The organism is Ornithinimicrobium ciconiae (assembly GCF_007197575.1).
GTDB lineage: Bacteria > Actinomycetota > Actinomycetes > Actinomycetales > Dermatophilaceae > Ornithinicoccus > Ornithinicoccus ciconiae.
In genome coordinates, this window is sequence record NZ_CP041616.1 from 2,247,126 (window position 1) to 2,267,000 (window position 19,875).

Sequence of the window (19,875 nt, forward strand, 5' to 3'; positions counted from 1 at the left end):
AAATTGTTTCCACCAGACCTGATCCGGGAGGACCTGCGCGACTTCACCGGCTACTCCTCCGCGCGGACGGCGGACGACGGGAGGCCCGCCACCATCTGGCTCAACGCCAACGAGGCCGCCACTGGGAGCGTCGTCGACCCCGAGGGTGCTCAGCGCCGCTATCCCGACCCGCAACCCGCCGAGCTGGTGAGCGCGCTGGCGAACACCTACGCAGTGAGCCCCGAGCAGGTCGTGGTCGGCCGCGGCAGTGACGAGTGCATCGACCTGTTGGTGCGTGCCCTCACCGCGCCTGGCAGCCAGGACGCGATCGTCCAGGCGTCCCCGACCTTCGGGATGTATGCCGTGTCGGCCCGGCTGCAGGGGGTGCCGGTGATCGACGTCCCGCAACGGGACCTCGGCACGATCTGGGAGGTCGACACCGCTGCCCTGGCGGCGGCCGCCGTCGAGCACGGCGCCAAGGTCGTCTTCCTGACCAGCCCTGGCAACCCGACCGGGGCCGTGGTGCCGACCGACGCCATCGAGACCCTCGCCGATGCCCTGGCTGAGCAGGCCGTCGTCGTCGTGGACGAGGCCTATCAGGAGTTCGCCGGTCCGCGGAGCGCCGCGACGCTGCTGTCGGAGCACCCCAACCTGGTGGTGCTGCGCACCCTGTCGAAGGCCCACGGGCTGGCCGGCGCCCGGGTCGGCAGCGCCCTGTGCCACCCGGACCTGGCCACCGTCCTGCGCAGGGTGCAGGCGCCCTACCCCCTGCCGGGCCCGGTCACCGACCTCGCCATCGCCGCGCTCGCCTTCTCGGTGGCCCGATCGGTCGACGCGCGGGTGGCACAGACCCGTCACGACCGTGAGCGTCTCGCGGAGGCGCTCGGTGCGGACCCGCGGGTGCGCACCGTCTATGCCAGCGAGGCAAACTTCCTGCTCGTGCGCAGCCCCGTCGTCGACGAGTTGCTCAACGACCTGCGGGAGAGTGGCATCGTGGTGCGCGACATGCGGCACCTGCTCGCCGACGCCCTGCGGGTCACCGTCGGGTCACCCGAGGAGATCCAGGCGGTGCAACAGGCCCTGGCCGGTGCAGTCCAGGACACCTCGGCACCGACGGAACCGCCCACCACACAGCCCGCCGGACCGGTTCCTGGGCCGCGCCCGCAGCACACCCAGCCATCCGGCATACCGACACAGACCACGACCACCACCGCACGAGCACGAGGAATCCACTCATGAGCACCCTGCGCCCCGTCCTGTTCATCGACCGGGACGGCACGATCATCGAAGAACCCGAGGACTGTCAGATCGACGCCTACGACAAGCTGCGGCTGGTCCCGGGCGTCATGCCGGCCCTGGCCCGCCTGCGCGACGCGGGCTGGGACTTCGTGATGGTCTCCAACCAGAACGACCTGGGCGGTCCGAACTTCCCGGTCGAGACCTTCCAGGGACCGCACGACCTGCTGCTGCACATCCTGGAGAGCCAGGGCATCACCTTCAAGGAGGTGCACGTCGACCCGCACCCGCCGGGCCCCAACCAGCCGGACACCCGCAAGCCGGGCATCGGGATGGTCCGTCACCTGCTCAAGGACCGCACCATCGACTGGGACCGCTCGATGATGGTGGGGGACCGCCTCTCCGACCGGGAGTTCGGCGACAACCTCGGCATCAAGACCTTCCTGCTGGAGAGCTCGATGGGTCAGGGCGGCGACGAGGCGGTCAACTGGGAGCACATCGCTCACGTCCTGGCCAACCGTCCGCGGGTCGCGGTCGTGGACCGCAACACCTCCGAGACCAAGATCCACGTCGAGATCGACCTCGACCGCACCGGTGACATCGAGGTCTCGACCGGACTGGGCTTCCTGGACCACATGCTCGACCAGCTCGCCAAGCACGGTGGCTTCTCGATGAAGGTCACCTGCCAGGGCGACCTGCACATCGACGAGCACCACACCACAGAGGACACCGCCCTGGCCATCGGCCAGGCCCTGGACGAGGCCCTGGGCGACCGCCGCGGCATCGGCCGCTACGGCTTCACGGCACCGATGGACGAGGCGCAGGCCAGCGCAGCCCTCGACCTGTCGGGGCGCCCGTTCCTGAAGTTCGACTGCGGCTTCGAGCGCGAGATGGTCGGCGACCTGCCCACCGAGATGGTGGAGCACTTCTGGCGCTCCTTCGCCGAGGCGCTGCGGGCCACCCTGCACCTGAGCGTGACCGGTGACAACGCCCACCACAAGATCGAGGTCGGCTTCAAGGCGGTCGCGCGGGCCCTGCGCCAGGCCCTCCGGGTCGAGGGCACCGAACTGCCGTCCACCAAGGGTGTGCTGTGATCCGTGGCTAGGCCCACCGTCGCCCTCGTCGACTCCGGGGGGACCAACATCGCCTCGGTCAGCTACGCCCTGGAGCGGATCGGAGCCGACGCCCGGCTGACCAACAACCCGGCCGACATACGCGCTGCTGACCGGGTGATCCTGCCCGGGGTGGGGGCGGCCGGAGCCGGCATGGCCCGGCTGCGGGAGGCGGGCCTGGTCGAGGTGCTGCACGAGGTCGAGCAGCCGCTCCTCGGAGTGTGCCTGGGGATGCAGCTGCTCTTTGCGCACTCCGCGGAGGACGGCGGCACCGAGTGTCTCGGGCTGCTGCCCGGACGCGTCGTGCCGATCCCGCCCGCCCCGGGACTGCGGGTGCCGCACATGGGCTGGAACACCCTGACCAACCTGCACGCCGACCCGTTGACCGAGGGACTCGCCGATGGCGAGCGGGCCTACTTCGTGCACAGTTTCGCGGTGCCGGTGACGGCGCACACGCTGCAGACCACCGAGCACTCCGGGACCTGGAGCGCCGTGGTCCGCAGCGGCAACCGGTGGGGCGCCCAGTTCCACCCCGAGCGGTCGGCCCGCGCGGGGGCGCGCTTGCTGACAAACTTCATCCTGGAGGTGTCGCCATGACCGACTTCACCATCTATCCCGCGATCGACGTGCGCGAGGGCCGCGTCGTCAGGTTGCACAAGGGCGATTACGACAAGGAGACCCGCTATGCCAGCGAGCCGCTGGAGGTGGCTCAGGGCTATGCCGAGGGAGGCGCCAGCTGGCTGCACCTGGTCGACCTGGACGCCGCACGGGCCGGCGGCTACACGCTGATCCCGCTGCTGCGCGAGATCGTCGCCGAGACCCCCCTGTCCGTGCAGACCGGCGGGGGAGTGCGCAGCAAGCAGGACGTGGCCACCCTGCTCGAGGCCGGTGCCTCCCGCGTGGTGATCGGGTCGCTGGCGATCCAGGAGCCCGAGACGGTGGCCGCCTGGATCGCCGAGTTCGGCGCGGACCGGATCACCGTCGCCCTGGACGCGCGCACCGGCGAGGACGGCTCCTGGGTGCTGCCCACGGCGGGGTGGACCTCGGACTCCGAGACAGACCTGGCGGCGCTGCTGAGCCACTACTCGCGCTCCGGTCTCGCCCACGCTCTGTGCACCGACATCGGTCGCGACGGGACCCTGTCCGGACCCAACCTCAACCTCTACACCTTCCTGACCCGCGCGGTGCCCGACGTGGCGGTGCAGGCCTCCGGCGGCACCCGGCACGCCGCGGACGTGCGCGGTGTGCGCAAGGTCGGCTGCGCCGGCGTCATCCTGGGCAAGGCCCTGCTCGAGGGGCGCCTGAGCATTGATGAGGCCATCACTGAGGAGCGCGTATGACGTTGGCGCGCAGGATTATTGCCTGCCTTGACGTCAAGGACGGTCGGGTTGTCAAGGGCACCCGCTTCCGGGACCACCAGGACATGGGCGACATCACCGAGCTCGCCGCGCGCTATAGCGCCCAGGGCGTGGACGAGCTGGTCTTCTATGACATCACCGCCAGTCCCCAGGGCCGGCGGGTGGACGTGGACTGGATCGACCGCGTCGCCCGGGAGATCGACATCCCGTTCTGTGTCGCCGGTGGGATCAGCTCGGTGCAGGACGCCCGGGCGGTGCTGGTGGCCGGGGCCGACAAGGTCTCGGTCAACACCCCCGCCACACGCCGCCCCGAGCTGGTCGGCGAGCTGGCGCGCGAGTTCGGCACCCAGTGCGTCGTCGTCGGCGTGGACAGCCTGCGGGACGAGGACGGCCAGTGGCGGATCCGCCAGCTGACCGGGGACCCGGAGGCCACCCGTGCCCTGGACACCACCACCCTCGCCTGGGTCGAGCGGGTCCAGGAGCTGGGCGCCGGTGAGATCGTCCTCAACGCGATGGGCTCGGACGGGGTGCGCCAGGGGTATGACGTGGAGCAGCTCCGTGCCGTCCGTCAGGTCTGCGGTGTGCCCCTGATCGCCTCCGGCGGGGCGGGGACCGTCCAGCACTTCATCGACGTCTTCACCGAGGCTGACGTCGACGGTGCCCTGGCCGCTGGCGTCTTTCACTCCGGCGACCTGACGATCGGGGACCTCAAGGGGGCCCTGCACCGGGCGGGGGTCGAAGTGCGCCTGGACGATCCGACGCTCAGTGCTGCGGCGGCCTCGACATCGGCAGGGACCTCCACCTCAGCAGCGACCTTGACGGAGAGCACCGCGACATGACTGATCTGCTGCAGCTGCCCGACGGGTTGGACGTGAGCGACCTCGCCTTCGCCAAGCAGGACGGGCTGCTCCCGGTCGTGGTCCAGCACCACGGCACCGGCCAGGTGCTGATGGTGGGCTACCAGGACGCCGCGGCCCTCACGACCACGCTGCAGACCGGGATGGCAACGTTCTACAGCCGCAGCCGGGATGAGCAGTGGGTCAAGGGTGGGACGAGCGGCAACTATCTGCGGGTCCAGCAGGTGCGGGTCGACTGCGACCGGGACACCGTCCTGCTGCAGTGCATCCCGGACGGCCCGACCTGTCACACGGGCGCGCAGTCCTGCTTCGACCCGGCCGGGCAGAGCGCGTCCGGTCCAGCTGTCCTCGCGCCGGGTGAGTCCGATGCCGAGGCTGTGGAGCCCGGAGACGGCGCGGCCCCACTGAACCGTCGCGAGGCTGTGGAGCCCGAGGACGGCGCGGCCCCACTAAACCGTCCCGAGACCGAGGTCGGCGCGTTCCTGGCCGAGCTGGAGCAGGTCGTGGTCACCCGCGACCGCGAACGGCCCGAAGGTTCCTACACCACGTCACTGCTGGAGGGCGGGGTGCGCCGGGTGGCCCAGAAGGTCGGCGAGGAGGGCGTGGAGACCGCGCTGGCAGCTGTCGCCCAGGAGGACCCGGAGCTGATCGGCGAGTCCGCCGACCTGCTCTATCACCTGTTGGTTCTGCTGCGCTCTCGCGACCTGGGCCTGGCCGACGTCGAGGCCGAGCTGCGCCGGCGGCATGGGTGAGCGATGTGCAGACTGTGCTGCACCGCTGGTCGGACCGACGGCCGGTGCCGTGGAAGAACGGTGGCGGCATCACGCACGACGTGGCGTCCTGGCCACCCGGCGCCGGAGCTGACGACTTCCACTGGCGGGTGAGCATCGCCGATGTCGACGCGCCCGGCCCGTTCTCCACGTTCCCCGGTGTCGACCGGATCATCACGCTGATCGAGGGTGGCTCGATGGTTCTGGACCTCCAGAACGAGGGACGTCAGCACACGCTCACGCCGGGGGAGCCGTTCGCCTTCAGCGGTGATGACACGCTCGCCTGCCACCTGCCCGAGGGACCGACCCGCGACCTCAACGTGATGACGCGGCGTGGAGTGTGCTCGGGCGACGTGTCGGTGCACCAGGTCACGGACCCCCTCACACTGGGTGGCAACTCCCGCCGTCACCTGCTCGTGGCTCTGTCAGACGCCGTCGCCGACGAACGGACGAGCCAGCGGACGGACGAGGCGTGGGAGCTGGACCGGCTGGACGTCCTGGAGTTCAGCGCTGCGGTGCAGGTGCGCGCGGGGCTCGTTGCCGTCATACGGATCTGGTGATCAGGGCAGCAGCAGACCGATCCACGAGACCAGGATGACTGCCAGCACGAAGAAGGGCATCCGCGGTTTCCAGGCCACCGGATAGAGCACCCCGGTGAAGTAGTGGTCGATATAGCCGGTCTCGGTCAGGCGCGGCCAACCGCCGCGCTCCCGAGCGGCGTTCTCCCAGGTGGTCAGGGGGCACGGCAGGTCCCGCACCTGCCCGGCGACTGCCCAGAGGACGGCTGGCACGTGCAGCCACAACAGCCACGGCTGCCACCAGGCCAGGAAACCGCCGAAGACGACCAGCAGTGAGAATGCGACGTGGACGAGCATCGTCCCGACGACGAGAACGCGGTGCGGCAATGCTGTCGCACGGGGGAGGGTCGGGGTGCCGGTCACGGTCCCAGACTACGGTGGCGGTGGGTGCCCTCAGGTGCGAAACCCCTCCAAAAATGCGCGCTCGACCTGCGAAACCTCTCTCAAAATGGGGAGGGTTTCGGTCCGGGGCGCTCGGTCCAGCATGATGGTCTGCGTGATCCTGTCGATCCCCAGCCCGGGCATCTCCGAGTTCAGTCTCGGTCCGCTGACCATCCACATCTATGCGTTGTGCCTGATGGCGGGAATGGTCCTGGCCTGGTGGCTGGGGCGCAAGCGCTGGGTGGCACGCGGCGGCATCGCCGAGACCTTCGAGTCGATGGCGATCGTCGCGATCCCCGCCGGCATCGTCGGCGCCCGGATCTATCACGTCGCGACCCACTGGGAGGACTACTTCGCAGAGGGGCGCGATCCGATCAGCGCGCTCTACATCTGGGAGGGCGGCATCGCGATCTTCGGTGCGGTCATCGGCGGCGCTCTCGGCGCGGCCTACGTGGCGTGGCGGCGCGGCGCACGGCTCACGGCCTTCGCGGACACCCTGGCCCCGGGCCTGATCTTCGCCCAGGCCGTCGGCCGGCTCGGCAACTGGTTCAACCAGGAGCTCTTTGGCGGCCCCGACGACGGACCGCTGGGGCTTGAGATCGACCCCTCGCACCGTCCCCCGGACTATCGCGACGTCGAGACCTTCCAGCCGACCTTCCTCTACGAGCTGACCTGGAACGCCCTCGGCGGCTTCCTGCTGCTCTGGCTCGACCGCCGGTTCACGCTCGGCTGGGGCAAGCTCTTCTCGCTCTACATGGTCGTCTACGGCACGGGCAGGTTCTGGATCGAGGGCATCCGCACCGACTTCAGCTATATGGTCGGCCCGCTGCGCAGCAACCAGGTCACCGCCACGCTGTTCATCATCGTCGGGCTGATCCTGTTCACCTTCCTGCACATCACCCGTCAGGGACGCGAGCCGTGGGTGGAGCGCGCCGGCGTCGGAGGACCGGAGTATGCCGGCGAGGCCGGGGCCACGGCAGCCGTGGCCTCCGACGGCGACGGGAGCGACGGTGGCGGGAGCGACGGTGGCGGGAGTGACAGTGGCAGCGGCGGCGGCGGGGGCGACTGACTGGTCAGGTCCGGCTGAGTGGGGTCGGGCGCAGGCCCACGCGGCGCAGCTCCATCGCGGCCAGGGCGGAGATCTGCTCCTGGTCTCCTGAGCGCCACCCGGACAGTGGGTCGGCACCGACAGCAGCCAGCCTGGTCGGCTTCTGGTTCACCAGTGCCCGCAGGGCCAGCAGGTCGAGTGCCCCCTCAGAGTCTCGGAACCGGGCCAGCGCACCGGCCCGGCGGGCAGCAACCACGCGCACCAACAGATAGGCCGCCACCACCAGGACGATCGGCACCAGGGCGGTCAGCGTCCCCACCAGGGTGGCCACCCGGTGCACCGCCGACTCCAGGCTGTCCCCGGCCGTGACCAACGAGCCACCCGCGCTGGCGACCCCTTCGAACGGCCCGGTGAGGCGGTCACCGACCAGGGGAGTGTCACCGATGGTGGTGGCGATCTCCTCGGCACGGGTCTGCACTCTCTGACCGGCGGTGCGCAGCGGATCGGCCGGCGCGCTGAGGGCACTGACGAGGGAGTAGATCCACCGGCCGACCAGCACCCAGAGGACCACCCAGGCCAGGACGACCAGATCGGCGATGACCTGGCGGGTGCGTCGGGCGGGGGTTTCGGCATACCACTGCATGACAATGACGGTATGCCCGAAGCACCCGCAGCATCCCGCGACGCGCTGGCCCGCGCCGCCCGCGGATGGCTTGACCACCTGCGGGTGGAGCGCGGCGCCTCCGAGCACACCCTGAGGGCCTACCGCCGCGACCTCGGACGCTACCTGGATTTTCTGCGCACCCGCGGGGTCACCGACCCGGGCGCGGTCGCCGAGCAGCAGGTGAGCGACTTCCTGGCCCACCTGCGCACCGGAGACCCGGACCACCAGCCGCTCGCTGCCTCCTCCGCGGCGCGGGCCCTGGTGGCGGTGCGCGGCTTCCACCGCTTCCTGGCCGCCGAGGGAGTGGTCAGCGACGACCCGGCGCAGGTCGTGACTCCGCCCACGCCGGCCCGGCGCCTGCCCAAGGCGATCAGCATCGAGGAGGTCGAACGCCTCCTTGAGGCCGCCGCGGTGGGCGACACCCCGGCCAGCCTGCGCGACCGCGCCCTGCTGGAGGTGCTCTACGGCTCGGGTGCCCGAGTCAGTGAGGCGATCGGTCTCGACGTGGACGACATCGACCTGGGCACCCGAGACCTGGCCGCCGCCGCGGCCGAGGAGGCCACCGGAGCACCAGCTGCCGTGGGCAGCGGCCAGTCACCACCGCAGGGCACGGTCGTGCGGCTGTTCGGCAAGGGACGCAAGGAGCGGATCGTGCCGCTGGGCAGCTATGCGACCGACGCACTGGAGGCCTGGCTGGTCCGCGGCCGACCGGCCTTCTCGATCAAGGGCAAGGGCACCCCGGCCGTCTTCCTGAACCAGCGCGGCGGTCGGCTGTCCCGGCAGAGCGCCTGGAATGTCATCCAGCAGGCGGCGGAGCGGGCGGGTCTGTCCGGCCACCTGAGCCCACACACGTTGCGGCACTCGTTCGCCACCCACCTGTTGGACGGTGGCGCGGACGTGCGGGTCGTCCAGGAGCTGCTCGGCCACGCCTCGGTGACCACCACCCAGATCTACACCCTGGTGACCGCTCGTCACCTCCGCGAGGTCTATGCCCAGGCTCATCCCCGGGCCCGGTGAGCGTGCCGGGGAGAGGTGAGCGGACGGCATACGGCAGGTGCCGTTGGCCACCGGGGGTGACTGCGGTTAGGGTCAGAGCGATCGGCGGGAGGCCGACCACGGACCAGAGGGCGGAGTGAGCGTGACATCCGAGGCGACGAGGCAGGACGCGGCGACCAGCAATGGCGCCACGCACGAGCGACTGCCCGGGACCGAAACAGCCGGCAGCGGTCAGCTGGGCCCGACCGGCCGGGTGATGCCGGACTTCGCCACCCCGCCACCGCTGGACCGGCACGGGCCGGCGCGCGTCATCGCGATGTGCAACCAGAAGGGCGGGGTCGGCAAGACCACCACCACCATCAACCTGGGTGCGGCGCTGGCGGAGTACGGCCGGCGCGTCCTGCTGGTCGATTTCGACCCCCAGGGCGCACTGTCGGTCGGTCTGGGCATCCCGACCCATCAGCTGGACATCACGATCTACAACCTGCTCGTCGAGCGTGGGCACGACGTCAAGGACGTCATCCAGCCGACCCGGGTCACCAACCTCGACGTGCTGCCGGCCAATATCGACCTGTCCGCCGCTGAGGTCCAGCTGGTCGGCGAGGTGGCCCGCGAGCAGATCCTGTCCCGGGTGCTGCGCCCCGTGATGGACGACTACGACATCATCCTCATCGACTGCCAGCCCTCCCTGGGGTTGCTGACGGTCAACGCCCTCACGGCCGCCCACGGCGTGATCGTGCCGCTGGAGTGCGAGTTCTTCGCGATGCGCGGGGTGGCGCTGCTCATCGAGACCATCGACAAGATCACCGACCGGCTCAACCCGGCGCTGACCCTCGACGGCATCCTGGCCACGATGTATGACGGACGCACCCTGCACTCCAAGGAGGTCGTGCGCAGCGTCGTCGACCACTTCCAGGACCGCGTCTTCCACACCGTGATCAGCCGCACCATCAAGTTCCCCGACGCCACCCTCGCGGCTGAGCCGATCACCTCCTACGCCAGCACCCACAGCGGCGCCGAGGCCTACCGGCAGCTGGCGCGCGAGCTGATCTCGCGCGGCGGCGCGCCCTGACCTTGGAGACCACGCTGGTGCCGACCGGCGGACCGCCAGCGGGGGCAGACCAGACGCTCACCCCCGGAGGGGTGCTGACCCGGCGCGGGCCCACGCCCTTCCAGGTGCACCTCGACATCTTCCAGGGACCCTTCGAGCTGCTGCTCGGACTCATCGCCAAGCACAAGCTCGACGTCACCGAGATCGCCCTGGCCAAGATCACCGACGAGTTCGTGGCACACATCCGCGCGGCGCAGCAGGCGGAGGAGGACTGGGACCTGTCCCAGGCCTCGGAGTTCCTGCTGATCGCCGCGACGCTGCTCGACCTCAAGGCGGCCCGGTTGCTGCCCAACCGTCGCGAGGGCGAGGAGGAGGACCTGGAGCTCATCGAGGCCCGCGACCTGCTCTTTGCCCGGCTGCTGCAGTATCGCGCCTTCAAGGAGGTCGCCGCCGCCTTCTCCGCGCGAATGGCCACGGTGGGTCGGATCTTCCCGCGCGACGTCGCCCTGGAGGACCGGTTCACAGCCCTGCTGCCAGAGCTGGTCATGAATATCACCCCCGAGCAGCTGGCGATGATCGCGGCCCGGGCGATGATCCCGAAGCCGCCGCCGACGGTCGGACTGACCCATCTGCACGCTCCGCAGGTGTCGGTGCGTGAGCAGGCGGGCATCGTCGTCGACCGGCTGCGCGCGAGCGGCACGTCCACCTTCCGCGACCTGGTCTCTGACGCGGACACCACGCTGGTGATCGTGGCCCGGTTCCTCGCCCTGCTGGAGCTCTTTCGGGAGTCGTTGCTCACTCTCGAGCAGGAGGACGCCCTGGGTGAACTGACCGTGCGCTGGACCGGGTCGACGCGCGGGGACGTCCAGGTCAGCGACGAGTTTGACGAGGGTGATGACATGCAGGAGGCCGACGATGAGTGAGCCGCACGACGACAGCCTGTCCCAAGACCTGCCGGAGGGCGGCGCGGTCGAGCCGGACGATGCGGTCGAGCCGGACGGCGCGGTCGAGCAGGTGGCCTTCGACATCAACGACTTTCCCGGTGGTGCCCGCTCGGCTGTCGAGGCGGTGCTGATGGTCATCGACGAACCGGTCGAGGAGACGCTGCTTGCCTCTGCCCTGGAGCTGCCGGTGGCAGACGTCACGGCGATTCTTGAGGACCTGGCCACCGACTACGCCGAGCACGAGCGCGGCTTCATGCTGCGCAGGCTGGGCGGTCGGTGGCGGATCTACACCCGACCTGAGTATGCCCCTGTCGTGGAGAAGTTCCTGATGGGCGGACAGCAGGCCCGACTCACCCAGGCGTCGCTGGAGACTCTCGCCGTGATCGCCTACCGCCAGCCCATCTCCCGGACACGGGTCAGCGCCGTGCGCGGGGTCAATGTGGACGGTGTGGTGCGCACCCTGGTCTCACGCGGACTGATCGAGGAGGTCATCGTCGACGGCGAGCCAGGTCTGGCTGCGCTCTATGGCACCACCGACCTCTTCCTGCAGCGGATGGGCCTGGACAGCCTCGACGACCTGCCAGCACTTGCCCCGTATCTGCCGTCTGCAGATGTGATCGACGAACTCGCCTCGGAAGGACACGCATGACACCGCCCCAGCAACGAGGTGGCTCCAGCGGCCGCTCAGGAGGATCCGGCGCGGGACGCGGCGGCTCAGGCCGTTCCGGTGGCCAGGGCGGCTCAGGCCGTTCCGGTGGCCAGGGCGGCTCGGGCCGTTCCGGTGGCCAGGGCGGCTCGGGTCGTTCCGGTGGCCAGGGCGGGTCGGGCCGTTCCGGTGGTGGGCCCGCGGGAAGGGGTCGCCACAAGCACCGGGGTGGGACGGGGAGACCCGTCGGCCCCAATGCCGGTCCTGCGCGCAGTTTCAAGCCCAAGCGAGCGTCCGCCGTCGGCCCGGTGCAGAGCTCGGACGTGGACGTCCACAAGCCCGACGGCATACGTCTGCAGAAGCTGCTGGCCTCCGCCGGGATCGGCAGCCGTCGCGCCTGCGAACTGCTCATCACCCAGGGCCGCGTCGAGGTCGACGGCCAGATCGTCACCGAGCTCGGAGTCCGCGTGGACCCGGTGTCCCAGACCATCCACGTGGACGGTTCACGGGTAGTGCTGGACGAGAGCCGGGTCTATCTGGCCTTCAACAAGCCGCTCGGCGTGGTCTCCACGATGAGCGATGAGCTGGGTCGACCCTCGATCTCCGACTTCCTCCCACCGCGCAACGAGCGACTGTTTCACGTCGGGCGGCTCGACGCCGACACCGAGGGTCTGCTGCTGCTCACCAACGATGGTGAGCTCTCCCACCGTCTCCAGCACCCGGCCTACGAGGTGCCCAAGACCTATATCGCCAGGGTGCCCGGTCCGGTGCCTCGCGAGCTTGGCAAGATCTTGCGGGCCGGCGTCGAGCTGGAGGACGGGGTCGTCAAGGTCGACTCCTTCAAGCTCATCGACTCCGCCCCGGGCAAGGCCATCATCGAGCTGATCCTGCACGAGGGCAAGAAGCACGTGGTGCGTCGCCTGCTGGCCGAGGTGGGCCACCCCGTCGAGGCGCTCTCCCGCGTCCAGGTGGGCCCCATCCTGCTGGGCCAGTTGCGCACCGGGCGCACCCGGGCACTGAACTCGGAAGAGGTCGCCGGCCTCTACCGCGCCGCTGGCCTCTAGCCAGCGTCGCGCCCACGTGAGCGCATCCTTCACGGCAACTGCCGGTCGTGGGGTCAGGCGGTCGTGGGGTCAGGCGGTCCTGCGGTCATAGAGGTCGTGGGGACGTGGTGTAGGGGGCGAGGCCCCGAGGGGCGTGGCACGCGGTGACCTGTGCAGTGTCCGACAGCGGTTAGGCTTGGCCGGTGCCTGAGAACCCGATCACCATCGCTATCGACGGGCCCAGTGGATCAGGCAAGTCGAGCGTGTCCAAGGCAGTCGCCCGTCAGTTGGGGCTGGCCTACCTCGACACCGGTGCCATGTATCGCGCCCTCACCTGGTGGTGTCTGGAGCGCGGGCTCGACACCACCGACGTGGAGGCAGTTGCCGCCCAGGCGGACACGTTCCCCCTGGTCATCGGCACCGAGCCTGACGCGGCGACCGTGCACGTGGGCGGGACCGACATCGGGGCCGCGATCCGTCAGACCCGGGTCAGCGAGCAGGTCTCGCACATCGCCACCAACCTGCAGGTGCGCGCCACCATGCGTGACCTGCAACGACAAATCATCGCCGACGCCCGGCACGCCGGCGCCGGGATCGTGGTCGAGGGACGAGACATCACCACGGTCATCGCACCGGACGCCGAGCACCGGTTCCTGCTGAGCGCCTCCGAGGAGGCACGTCTGGCACGGCGGGCCCGGGAACTCTTTGACACGGACGATGACTCGGCGCTCGCGGCCACCCACGACCAGATCGTGCGGCGCGACGCCGCCGACTCCACCGTGTCGGCCTTCTTCGAGCCGGCACCGGGGGTCGTTGGAATCGATACCTCAGACCTGACGTTTGACCAGTCAGTGGCCGCTGTGCTGGACGCCGTCGAGGCGAACGCACCGGCCGGCGAGCCAGTCCGCATCCCTGACCACGGAGGCAACCGATGACGACCCACACCGAGACGAACGACACCACCGAGTCCGCCGACACCGCACCCACCGCCACCGACGCGCAGAGCAAGCTGTCGGCATACGCCCATCCGGAGCGGCTGGTGACGACGGAATGGCTGGCGGAGCACCTCGGCGACCCCGACCTGGTGGTCCTGGAGTCGAACGAGGACGTGCTGCTCTATGACACGGGCCACATCCCCGGCGCGCTGAAGCTCGACTGGCACCTCGACCTCAACGACCAGCTCTCCCGCGACTATGTCGACGGCGAGCAGTTCGCCACGTTGATGGGCGAGCGCGGCATCGGACGCGACACCACGGTGGTCATCTATGGCGACAAGAGCAATTGGTGGGCCACCTATGCCCTGTGGGTGATGAGCCTGTTCGGCCACGAGGACATCCGCATCCTCGACGGCGGCCGCGCCAAGTGGGTCGCCGAGGGCCGGGAGCTGACGACCGAGGTCCGCGAAGTCACCCCGGCGGTCTACCCGATCATCGAGCGCGACGACAGCACCATCCGCGCCTTTAAGGCCGATGTGCTCAAGCACCTGGGCAAGCCGATGGTCGACGTGCGCTCGCCGGGGGAGTTCTCCGGAGAACTGCTCTCGATGCCGGACTACCCGCAGGAGGGGGCGATGCGCGGCGGGCACATCCCCGGCGCCAAGTCGGTGCCCTGGGGCAAGGCCGCCAACGAGGACGGCACCTTCAAGACCCGGCAGGAGCTGGAGGCGCTGTATCAGGACGAGCAGGGCCTGAGCCCGTCCGACGACGTGGTCGCCTACTGCCGCATCGGGGAGCGCTCGAGCCACTCCTGGTTTGTGCTCACCCACCTGCTCGGCTTTGAGCAGGTCCGCAACTATGACGGCTCGTGGACCGAGTGGGGCAACTCCGTCGGTGTGCCGGTGGAGCGCTGATGACGGGTCAGTTCACCGCGTCCACCCGCACCGACGACCTGCCCGAGGCCATGGCCGAGCTGGCGGGCGAGTTCCATGCGTTGGAGCAGCGCGACCGTCTCCAACTGCTGCTGGAGCTGGCCAACGACCTGCCAGACCTGCCTGAGCGGTATGACGGCAAGCTCGACCAGATGGAACAGGTCGACGAGTGCCAGTCACCGGTCTTCCTCGCCGTGGAGGTGGACAGCGTGGAGCCCCGCACCGTCCACCTGTTCCTGTCCGCCCCGCCCGAGGCGCCCACCACTCGCGGCTTCGCGGGAATCCTGCACGAGAGCCTGGACGGGCTCGGTGCCCAGGAGGTGCTGGCTGTCCCGGACGAGGCGCCCTATCGATTCGGCCTCGCCGAGGCCGTGTCCCCGCTGCGGATGCGCGGCATGGTGGGCATGCTCGGGCGCATCAAGCGCCAGGTGCGGGCCCACACCACCCTCGAGGAGAGGCAGTGACCGTGTCGCACACCAATGGCGAGCCGCAGGAGGTCGATTCCTCGCTCGAGGGCGACCCCTCGATCGAGCGAGCGCTCCTGGCCGGCCTTGACGACTTCGATCTCAGCGAGGAGGACCTCGCGCTGGTCGAGGGACGTCGTCGGCAGGCGGCGGAGGACCTCGAGGCGGAGACCCGCCCCGTCGTGGCCGTCGTGGGCCGTCCCAACGTCGGCAAGTCGACGCTGGTCAACCGCATCATCGGCCGCCGCGAGGCGGTCGTGGAGGACGTGCCGGGAGTCACCCGGGACCGGGTCGCCTATGACGCCGACTGGTCCGGGCGACGGTTCACCCTGGTCGACACCGGCGGGTGGGAGGTCGATGCCACGGGAATCCATCTGCGGGTCGCCGAGCAGGCCGAGGTCGCCGTCGAGCTGTGCGACGTCGTGCTCTTCGTGGTCGACGCCACCGTCGGGGCGACCGACACCGACGAGAGCGTCGTCAAGCTGCTGCGACGCTCCGGCAAGCCGGTCGTGCTGGTCGCCAACAAGGTCGACGACCAGAAGGGCGAGCTCGAGGCAGCTGCCTTGTGGTCGCTGGGGTTGGGCCAGCCCTGGCCGGTCTCGGCACTTCACGGCCGCGGCAGTGGTGACGTGCTCGACGCGGTCCTCGAGCACCTTCCGGAGAAGTCAGCGGTCTCGGGGGCCTACCCCCGCGGTGGTCCCCGCCGGGTCGCGCTGCTCGGACGCCCCAATGTCGGCAAGTCCTCGCTGCTCAACAAGCTGGCGGGGGAGGACCGGGCCGTCGTCGACACTGTCGCCGGCACCACCCGCGACCCGGTCGACGAGCTGATCGAGTTGGGCGGCAAGGAGTGGCGGTTCGTCGACACCGCCGGCATCCGGCGCCGCGTGCACCAGACTAAGGGTGCCGACTTCTATGCCTCCCTGCGCACGCAGACGGCCCTGGAGAAGGCCGAGGTCGCGGTCGTCCTGCTGGACGCCTCCGACAAGATCGCCGAGCAGGACGTCCGTGTGATCCAGCAGGTCATTGACGCCGGCCGTGCCCTGGTGATCGCCTACAACAAGTGGGACGAGGTCGACGAGGACCGCCAGTACTACCTGGAGCGGGAGATCGAGCGCGACCTCGTGCAGATCACCTGGGCACCCCGAGTCAACATGTCTGCCCTGACCGGCCGGCATACCAACCGGCTCGTGCCGGCGCTGGAGACGGCCCTGGACTCCTGGGACCGGCGGATCTCCACGGCCAAGCTCAACGCCTTCCTCGGGGAGATCGTCGCTGCACACCCGCACCCCGTGCGGGGCGGCAAGCAGCCGCGCATCCTCTTCGCCACCCAGGCCGACACCCGCCCGCCGCGCTTCGTGATCTTTGCCAGCGGCTTCATCGAGCACGGCTACCGGCGGTTCCTGGAGCGGCGTCTGCGGGAACAGTTCGGCTTCGAGGGCTCTCCCATCGAGATCTCGGTCCGGGTGCGGGAGAAGCGGCGGCGCTGACCGCTCACGGGCACTGCACAGGGGCACCTGCCAGTCGGAACTTGGCGTAGGCGGACAGCTGGATGGCGTGGAGCCCACCGACAAGGTCAGCAGGTCATAGCGGCACGGCTCCAACGGCCACGAGACGCGGTACCCGCAGAGGGCGAACCAGCCTGCAGCCAAGAGCGAGCCAGCCGATGCAAGGTGCGCGAGCGACGGAGTCGGCGGGTCGGGTCCGACCTTCGCCCTGACCTCGCTCAGGTGCGCCGCCTCCAAGCCAAGGCTGACGACGTGTCCTGTCGAGATCCAGCCAAGGTTGCGCGAGGGTGACCATCGAACGTTGCGCAGACAGGGCCGGGCTCGATGGTCACGCAAAGTAGAGCGCGAGCCCCGCTGATCTCGTGCCGCTTGACGTCCCTCTCCCGGTGAAGGGTCAGGACGGGTCTACCGAGACGTGCCGTCCCTCGGCTGAGCGCCTGATGGTCACGTCCACGCACCCGTCACCGCTTGTGGTTCCGCTTGCGGGAAGCCCGATCGAACGTCACCAGCGGGGCGGGTCCGCAGTGCGTCGAGCTGCTCAACGAGCAGGCAGGCCAGGAACGCCGACGTCCCGGGTGTCGGATACGGGACAACCGGCGCCGTGGCCGTGGTCAGCGGCGTGACACACCTCAGTGAGCCCAGCCTTCGCCGCGACGCGTTGGCGTTCGATGGCTCCGTAGGCGGTGGAGCGGCCGACGCCGAAGAGCTCGGCGACTTCGGCGGTGCTGTACTCGCCGCTTTGCACCAGGGAGACGAGGTGAGCTTCCTGCTTCCGGTTGAGCTTAGGTTGCTTGCCGCGTAGTCGGCCCTTGGCCTTGGCGACCTTCATGCCCTCGACCGTGCGTAGCCGGATGAGGTCGGACTCGAACTCAGCGACCATCGCAAGAACGTTGAACAGCAGCCGACCAACCGCGTCCGTGGGGTCGTAGACCGAGCCGGCGAGCGAGAGACTGATCTGTCGGGCGGTGAGCTCGTCGGCGATCGCCCGGGCGTCGGGCAGTGATCTGGCCAAGCGGTCGAGTGGTGACCACCAAGGTGTCACCGGCTCGGCATGCAGCGAGGGCTTCACGGAGTCCGGGTCGTTCCCGGTTGGTGCCGGTCAGCCCGTGGTCGACATAGACGCGTTCCGCCGCTACGCCGAGCATGGTCAGTCCGTCGCGTTGGGCGGTCAGGTCTTGCTGGTCGGTAGAGCATCGGGCGTACCCGACAAGTAGCGCGCTCATGGCGCACCTCCAAGGGTGGGCCCGGCTAGGCCACGGGCTGCGGCCGGCTCGGACAGCGGGCAACGCCCGATTGCACCAGCCAGCGCCCACCTCGCGTCTTGGCGCAAGGTCAGGTCAGGTACGCGACCTCATGGGTGTGGACCCCGCTGGTGGCCGCCATCGACACCCAACGCACTGGGGATGGCTCAGTCTCTGGGCGTGGTCGTGTCCCAGGGATTGAGGCAAGGGACGCCGAGGGGTTCGAAGTGTTTGGTGTTCCGCGTCGCGATAGTCATCTCTGCAGACTCCGCGACAGCGGCGATGAGGGCGTCGTCGAACGGTGCGTGTTCGGGGACGCGATAGGCCGCCAGAATTCGGGCCGCCGACAGGTCGAACGGCAGGACCCGGTCGGCGAACGTGGGCAAGACGTTCTCTTCGAACCAGCGACGCAGAACTGCTCCTTGCTCAGCGTCGGATCGCTCCTTCGCAATCACTCCCCGCTCGATCTCCGCGATGGTGAGTGCTGAGACGAACTGGTCACCGACGGGAACCGATGCTGCCCACACTTCGACCGGCCGGTTGCGCCCTCGGACCCGCAGTGCGGACACCACGTTGGTGTCCAAGACGAATCTCACAGTGGCGCCGAGCGAGCCGTGAGGCCCAGGCGCTCGGGTTCGAACTCGATGTCGGCGCCTTCGTCGGTGCTCAGGAGGTCAACGATCGTGACGGGCTCGCCCTCCAACGTCCGGGTGAGTATGTCGCGCGCCTCCGCCTCAACCGATCGGTGACGCTGCTTGGCACGCGCACGAAGCGCAGCTTTGGTCCCCGCGGGAAGGTTGCGGATCAAGATCTGTTCCATCACGACCACCTCCGATATCACCCCAACGATATCACCGCTAGGTTGGAGTGTCACGCAGGTGCAGCGCGACCTGCCAGTGGCGACCCGGACTGGCGGCAGCACCTGCCTCGGCCCTTGGTTGATCCCGTGTGCGGATCCGCTATCGGATCAGTCGTACACGTATGGGGAGATCGAGGCTTGCCCAGGCACGATCGGCGGTTAAGACATCAGCGGGGTTGCTGCGGACCGTCAATGCGAGGCAACACCGATCCCCCAACGAGAGGCTCTTGCCGCCCTCCAGCGATCGCATCGCTCCCGCCAGTTCAGCGTCCTCCTCCAGGACCGGCTCAATGGTGACGCCGGCCGCGGCGAGCAGTCCACGAACTCGGCGGACATCCACTCCAGCGTCGACCAGCTTCCCGATCACCTCAGCGAGGTTCGCCGCCCCTAGGGATGCGGAACCGAGCTCGGCGATGATTAACTCCGCACCGGGCTCATCCTGAAGGAGAGCGAGGACAGCTGACCCGTCAAGAACTGTCATTCGGACCTCTTTGCGGCCTGACGACGCTCTGCCAGTAGCTCATCGACAAGCGAGCGCTGCTTGGACACCTCAGAGGCGAATCCTCGAAGCTCAGCCACAGCGTCCTCCTGCCGTTCGAGGATCACTCGGCGACCCTCGACGCGCAGGTGCATCTCATCACCGGGCGCGAGCCCGAGCGTGGAGCGGACCTCAGCGGGAATGACGAGACGACCTTGCTGACCAAGAACCAGCGTGGCATCCATAGGGTTATCATGCCACGTGGCGCATCGTTGTGCCAGGTCGATCGAGAACCCCTGGCGGAACGTGGCTGGCCGCGGCGCTGAGGAGGCTGTGAGCCCAGCGGCCCGGACCGCGGCTGGTTCCTGCTGCGGAACGTACGGAGGAGCACAGTTCCGAAGGGATGCAGACTAGGCGCTATGGATAGCGTGCTCGCTGAACTGTTCGTCGCCGAGAATGCGCGCGACTGGGCAACATTCCATGCTCTCCTCCACTCAGAGGTGGAGTGGACGCTCATCGGGCCGGATGCAACCGCCGTCGTTCTGGGAAGAAGTGCTTACATGGACCGCATCTTGGCCGCCTACGAGTCGGCACCTGGTGCACGATTCTCCGTTCGTCGTTCACTCCGCAACGAGGCAGGCATGGTCGTGACGGAGCTGATCGACAACCACGGCGATGTGTCCATCGATGTGTTCGACGTGCGTGATGGTCAGGTGCGACGACAGTGGGAGTTCCTGCTCGGAAGCACTGTCCGCTAGACGATCGGCTTGCGGGACTGCCCACTAAGCGCGAGAAAGG

At 69.2% G+C, this 19,875-nt stretch carries 24 protein-coding genes and 1 pseudogene; 18 read left to right on the plus strand and 7 right to left on the minus strand.

The window, feature by feature from the left end; translation table 11 throughout:
* Window positions 1-3 precede the first annotated feature (3 nt).
* Genes hisC through FNH13_RS10275 form a run of 7 tightly spaced genes read left to right on the plus strand, consistent with a single transcriptional unit; the run spans window position 4 to window position 5,872 of the window.
* Entirely contained in the window at window positions 4-1,218 is a 1,215-nt protein-coding gene (gene hisC / locus FNH13_RS10245; RefSeq protein ID WP_228266346.1) for a histidinol-phosphate transaminase, read from the plus strand.
* Complete coding sequence (gene hisB / locus FNH13_RS10250; protein ID WP_202878752.1) at window positions 1,215-2,309, plus strand: bifunctional histidinol-phosphatase/imidazoleglycerol-phosphate dehydratase HisB; 1,095 nt, start codon at window positions 1,215-1,217, stop codon at window positions 2,307-2,309. Before hisC ends, hisB begins: the two co-directional genes overlap by 4 nt.
* Window positions 2,310-2,312: 3 nt before the next feature.
* The gene (gene hisH / locus FNH13_RS10255) at window positions 2,313-2,924 is read left to right on the plus strand and encodes an imidazole glycerol phosphate synthase subunit HisH (RefSeq protein ID WP_143783342.1); all 612 of its coding nucleotides are present in this window, start codon (window positions 2,313-2,315) and stop codon (window positions 2,922-2,924) included.
* A complete protein-coding gene (hisA, locus tag FNH13_RS10260; protein ID WP_143783343.1) occupies window positions 2,921-3,667 on the plus strand; it encodes a 1-(5-phosphoribosyl)-5-[(5-phosphoribosylamino)methylideneamino]imidazole-4-carboxamide isomerase in 747 nt (248 codons plus the stop codon). Before hisH ends, hisA begins: the two co-directional genes overlap by 4 nt.
* Window positions 3,664-4,524: an imidazole glycerol phosphate synthase subunit HisF gene (gene hisF / locus FNH13_RS10265; RefSeq protein WP_143783344.1), complete on the plus strand. Its 861-nt coding sequence runs from the start codon at window positions 3,664-3,666 to the stop codon at window positions 4,522-4,524. The genes hisA and hisF overlap by 4 nt, the downstream gene beginning before the upstream one ends.
* Window positions 4,521-5,294 carry a bifunctional phosphoribosyl-AMP cyclohydrolase/phosphoribosyl-ATP diphosphatase HisIE gene (hisIE, locus tag FNH13_RS10270; RefSeq protein ID WP_143783345.1) on the plus strand — a complete coding sequence of 258 codons (774 nt, stop codon included), beginning with the start codon at window positions 4,521-4,523 and terminating at the stop codon, window positions 5,292-5,294. Before hisF ends, hisIE begins: the two co-directional genes overlap by 4 nt.
* A gap of 5 nt (window positions 5,295-5,299) precedes the next feature.
* On the plus strand, window positions 5,300-5,872 hold the full coding sequence (locus FNH13_RS10275; RefSeq protein ID WP_143783346.1) for a HutD/Ves family protein: 573 nt from the start codon (window positions 5,300-5,302) through the stop codon (window positions 5,870-5,872).
* On the opposite strand, the gene FNH13_RS10280 is transcribed toward FNH13_RS10275, so the two are convergent.
* On the minus strand, window positions 5,873-6,253 hold the full coding sequence (locus tag FNH13_RS10280; protein ID WP_143783347.1) for a DUF2784 domain-containing protein: 381 nt from the start codon (window positions 6,251-6,253) through the stop codon (window positions 5,873-5,875).
* Between the two features lie 133 nt (window positions 6,254-6,386).
* Between FNH13_RS10280 and lgt the strand changes: the two genes are divergently transcribed.
* A complete protein-coding gene (gene lgt, locus FNH13_RS10285; RefSeq protein ID WP_202878753.1) occupies window positions 6,387-7,340 on the plus strand; it encodes a prolipoprotein diacylglyceryl transferase in 954 nt (317 codons plus the stop codon).
* A 4-nt stretch (window positions 7,341-7,344) separates the two neighbouring features.
* Here lgt and FNH13_RS10290 read toward each other — a convergent pair whose 3' ends face one another.
* Window positions 7,345-7,962 carry a hypothetical protein gene (locus FNH13_RS10290; protein ID WP_143783349.1) on the minus strand — a complete coding sequence of 206 codons (618 nt, stop codon included), beginning with the start codon at window positions 7,960-7,962 and terminating at the stop codon, window positions 7,345-7,347.
* A 12-nt stretch (window positions 7,963-7,974) separates the two neighbouring features.
* Here FNH13_RS10290 and xerD point away from each other — a divergent pair, with 12 nt between their 5' ends.
* From xerD to der, 9 genes are all read left to right on the plus strand, one after another.
* Complete coding sequence (gene xerD, locus FNH13_RS10295; protein ID WP_143783350.1) at window positions 7,975-9,000, plus strand: site-specific tyrosine recombinase XerD; 1,026 nt, start codon at window positions 7,975-7,977, stop codon at window positions 8,998-9,000.
* A gap of 121 nt (window positions 9,001-9,121) precedes the next feature.
* Complete coding sequence (locus tag FNH13_RS10300) at window positions 9,122-10,051, plus strand: ParA family protein (protein ID WP_407669885.1); 930 nt, start codon at window positions 9,122-9,124, stop codon at window positions 10,049-10,051.
* 17 nt (window positions 10,052-10,068) lie between these two features.
* Window positions 10,069-10,953: a segregation and condensation protein A gene (locus FNH13_RS10305; RefSeq protein WP_228266347.1), complete on the plus strand. Its 885-nt coding sequence runs from the start codon at window positions 10,069-10,071 to the stop codon at window positions 10,951-10,953.
* Window positions 10,946-11,623, plus strand: coding sequence for an SMC-Scp complex subunit ScpB (scpB, locus tag FNH13_RS10310; protein ID WP_202878754.1), 678 nt, complete (start codon window positions 10,946-10,948; stop codon window positions 11,621-11,623). The genes FNH13_RS10305 and scpB overlap by 8 nt, the downstream gene beginning before the upstream one ends.
* Window positions 11,620-12,684 carry a pseudouridine synthase gene (locus FNH13_RS10315; protein WP_143783352.1) on the plus strand — a complete coding sequence of 355 codons (1,065 nt, stop codon included), beginning with the start codon at window positions 11,620-11,622 and terminating at the stop codon, window positions 12,682-12,684. Before scpB ends, FNH13_RS10315 begins: the two co-directional genes overlap by 4 nt.
* Window positions 12,685-12,866: 182 nt before the next feature.
* Entirely contained in the window at window positions 12,867-13,598 is a 732-nt protein-coding gene (cmk, locus tag FNH13_RS10320; protein WP_143783353.1) for a (d)CMP kinase, read from the plus strand.
* Entirely contained in the window at window positions 13,595-14,512 is a 918-nt protein-coding gene (locus tag FNH13_RS10325) for a sulfurtransferase (protein WP_143783354.1), read from the plus strand. Before cmk ends, FNH13_RS10325 begins: the two co-directional genes overlap by 4 nt.
* A complete protein-coding gene (locus FNH13_RS10330) occupies window positions 14,512-14,994 on the plus strand; it encodes a SufE family protein (protein WP_143783355.1) in 483 nt (160 codons plus the stop codon). Before FNH13_RS10325 ends, FNH13_RS10330 begins: the two co-directional genes overlap by 1 nt.
* Window positions 14,995-15,056: 62 nt before the next feature.
* Window positions 15,057-16,481, plus strand: coding sequence for a ribosome biogenesis GTPase Der (gene der, locus FNH13_RS10335; RefSeq protein WP_407669977.1), 1,425 nt, complete (start codon window positions 15,057-15,059; stop codon window positions 16,479-16,481).
* 556 nt (window positions 16,482-17,037) lie between these two features.
* On the opposite strand, the pseudogene FNH13_RS10340 reads toward der, so the two are convergent.
* The 5 genes and pseudogenes from FNH13_RS10340 to FNH13_RS10360 form a co-directional block, all read right to left on the minus strand.
* Window positions 17,038-17,722 (minus strand): annotated as a pseudogene (locus tag FNH13_RS10340) (recombinase family protein).
* Between the two features lie 185 nt (window positions 17,723-17,907).
* Window positions 17,908-18,324, minus strand: a complete 417-nt coding sequence (locus FNH13_RS10345; RefSeq protein WP_229576510.1) for a type II toxin-antitoxin system VapC family toxin — start codon at window positions 18,322-18,324, stop codon at window positions 17,908-17,910.
* A gap of 8 nt (window positions 18,325-18,332) precedes the next feature.
* Window positions 18,333-18,560, minus strand: a complete 228-nt coding sequence (locus tag FNH13_RS10350) for a FitA-like ribbon-helix-helix domain-containing protein (RefSeq protein WP_143783358.1) — start codon at window positions 18,558-18,560, stop codon at window positions 18,333-18,335.
* A 139-nt stretch (window positions 18,561-18,699) separates the two neighbouring features.
* Complete coding sequence (locus FNH13_RS10355) at window positions 18,700-19,080, minus strand: type II toxin-antitoxin system VapC family toxin (RefSeq protein ID WP_143783359.1); 381 nt, start codon at window positions 19,078-19,080, stop codon at window positions 18,700-18,702.
* A complete protein-coding gene (locus tag FNH13_RS10360; RefSeq protein ID WP_143783360.1) occupies window positions 19,077-19,322 on the minus strand; it encodes an AbrB/MazE/SpoVT family DNA-binding domain-containing protein in 246 nt (81 codons plus the stop codon). The genes FNH13_RS10355 and FNH13_RS10360 overlap by 4 nt, the downstream gene beginning before the upstream one ends.
* 174 nt (window positions 19,323-19,496) lie before the next feature.
* Between FNH13_RS10360 and FNH13_RS10365 the strand changes: the two genes are divergently transcribed.
* Window positions 19,497-19,835 carry a nuclear transport factor 2 family protein gene (locus tag FNH13_RS10365; protein WP_143783361.1) on the plus strand — a complete coding sequence of 113 codons (339 nt, stop codon included), beginning with the start codon at window positions 19,497-19,499 and terminating at the stop codon, window positions 19,833-19,835.
* Window positions 19,836-19,875: the final 40 nt, after the last annotated feature.

Excerpts from the sequence above, each read along its gene's own strand:
- hisA (WP_143783343.1), top strand. The coding sequence starts at position 2,921 with ATGACCGACTTCACCATCTATCCCGCGATCGACGTGCGCGAGGGCCGC.
- FNH13_RS10315 (WP_143783352.1), top strand. The coding sequence starts at position 11,620 with ATGACACCGCCCCAGCAACGAGGTGGCTCCAGCGGCCGCTCAGGAGGA.
- FNH13_RS10360 (WP_143783360.1), bottom strand. The coding sequence starts at position 19,322 with ATGGATGCCACGCTGGTTCTTGGTCAGCAAGGTCGTCTCGTCATTCCC.
- xerD (WP_143783350.1), top strand. The coding sequence starts at position 7,975 with ATGCCCGAAGCACCCGCAGCATCCCGCGACGCGCTGGCCCGCGCCGCC.
- scpB (WP_202878754.1), top strand. The coding sequence starts at position 10,946 with ATGAGTGAGCCGCACGACGACAGCCTGTCCCAAGACCTGCCGGAGGGC.
- FNH13_RS10355 (WP_143783359.1), bottom strand. The coding sequence starts at position 19,080 with ATGACAGTTCTTGACGGGTCAGCTGTCCTCGCTCTCCTTCAGGATGAG.
- FNH13_RS10365 (WP_143783361.1), top strand. The coding sequence starts at position 19,497 with ATGGATAGCGTGCTCGCTGAACTGTTCGTCGCCGAGAATGCGCGCGAC.
- FNH13_RS10290 (WP_143783349.1), bottom strand. The coding sequence starts at position 7,962 with ATGCAGTGGTATGCCGAAACCCCCGCCCGACGCACCCGCCAGGTCATC.
- hisB (WP_202878752.1), top strand. The coding sequence starts at position 1,215 with ATGAGCACCCTGCGCCCCGTCCTGTTCATCGACCGGGACGGCACGATC.
- FNH13_RS10330 (WP_143783355.1), top strand. The coding sequence starts at position 14,512 with ATGACGGGTCAGTTCACCGCGTCCACCCGCACCGACGACCTGCCCGAG.
- hisF (WP_143783344.1), top strand. The coding sequence starts at position 3,664 with ATGACGTTGGCGCGCAGGATTATTGCCTGCCTTGACGTCAAGGACGGT.
- FNH13_RS10325 (WP_143783354.1), top strand. The coding sequence starts at position 13,595 with ATGACGACCCACACCGAGACGAACGACACCACCGAGTCCGCCGACACC.
- FNH13_RS10350 (WP_143783358.1), bottom strand. The coding sequence starts at position 18,560 with ATGGAACAGATCTTGATCCGCAACCTTCCCGCGGGGACCAAAGCTGCG.
- hisIE (WP_143783345.1), top strand. The coding sequence starts at position 4,521 with ATGACTGATCTGCTGCAGCTGCCCGACGGGTTGGACGTGAGCGACCTC.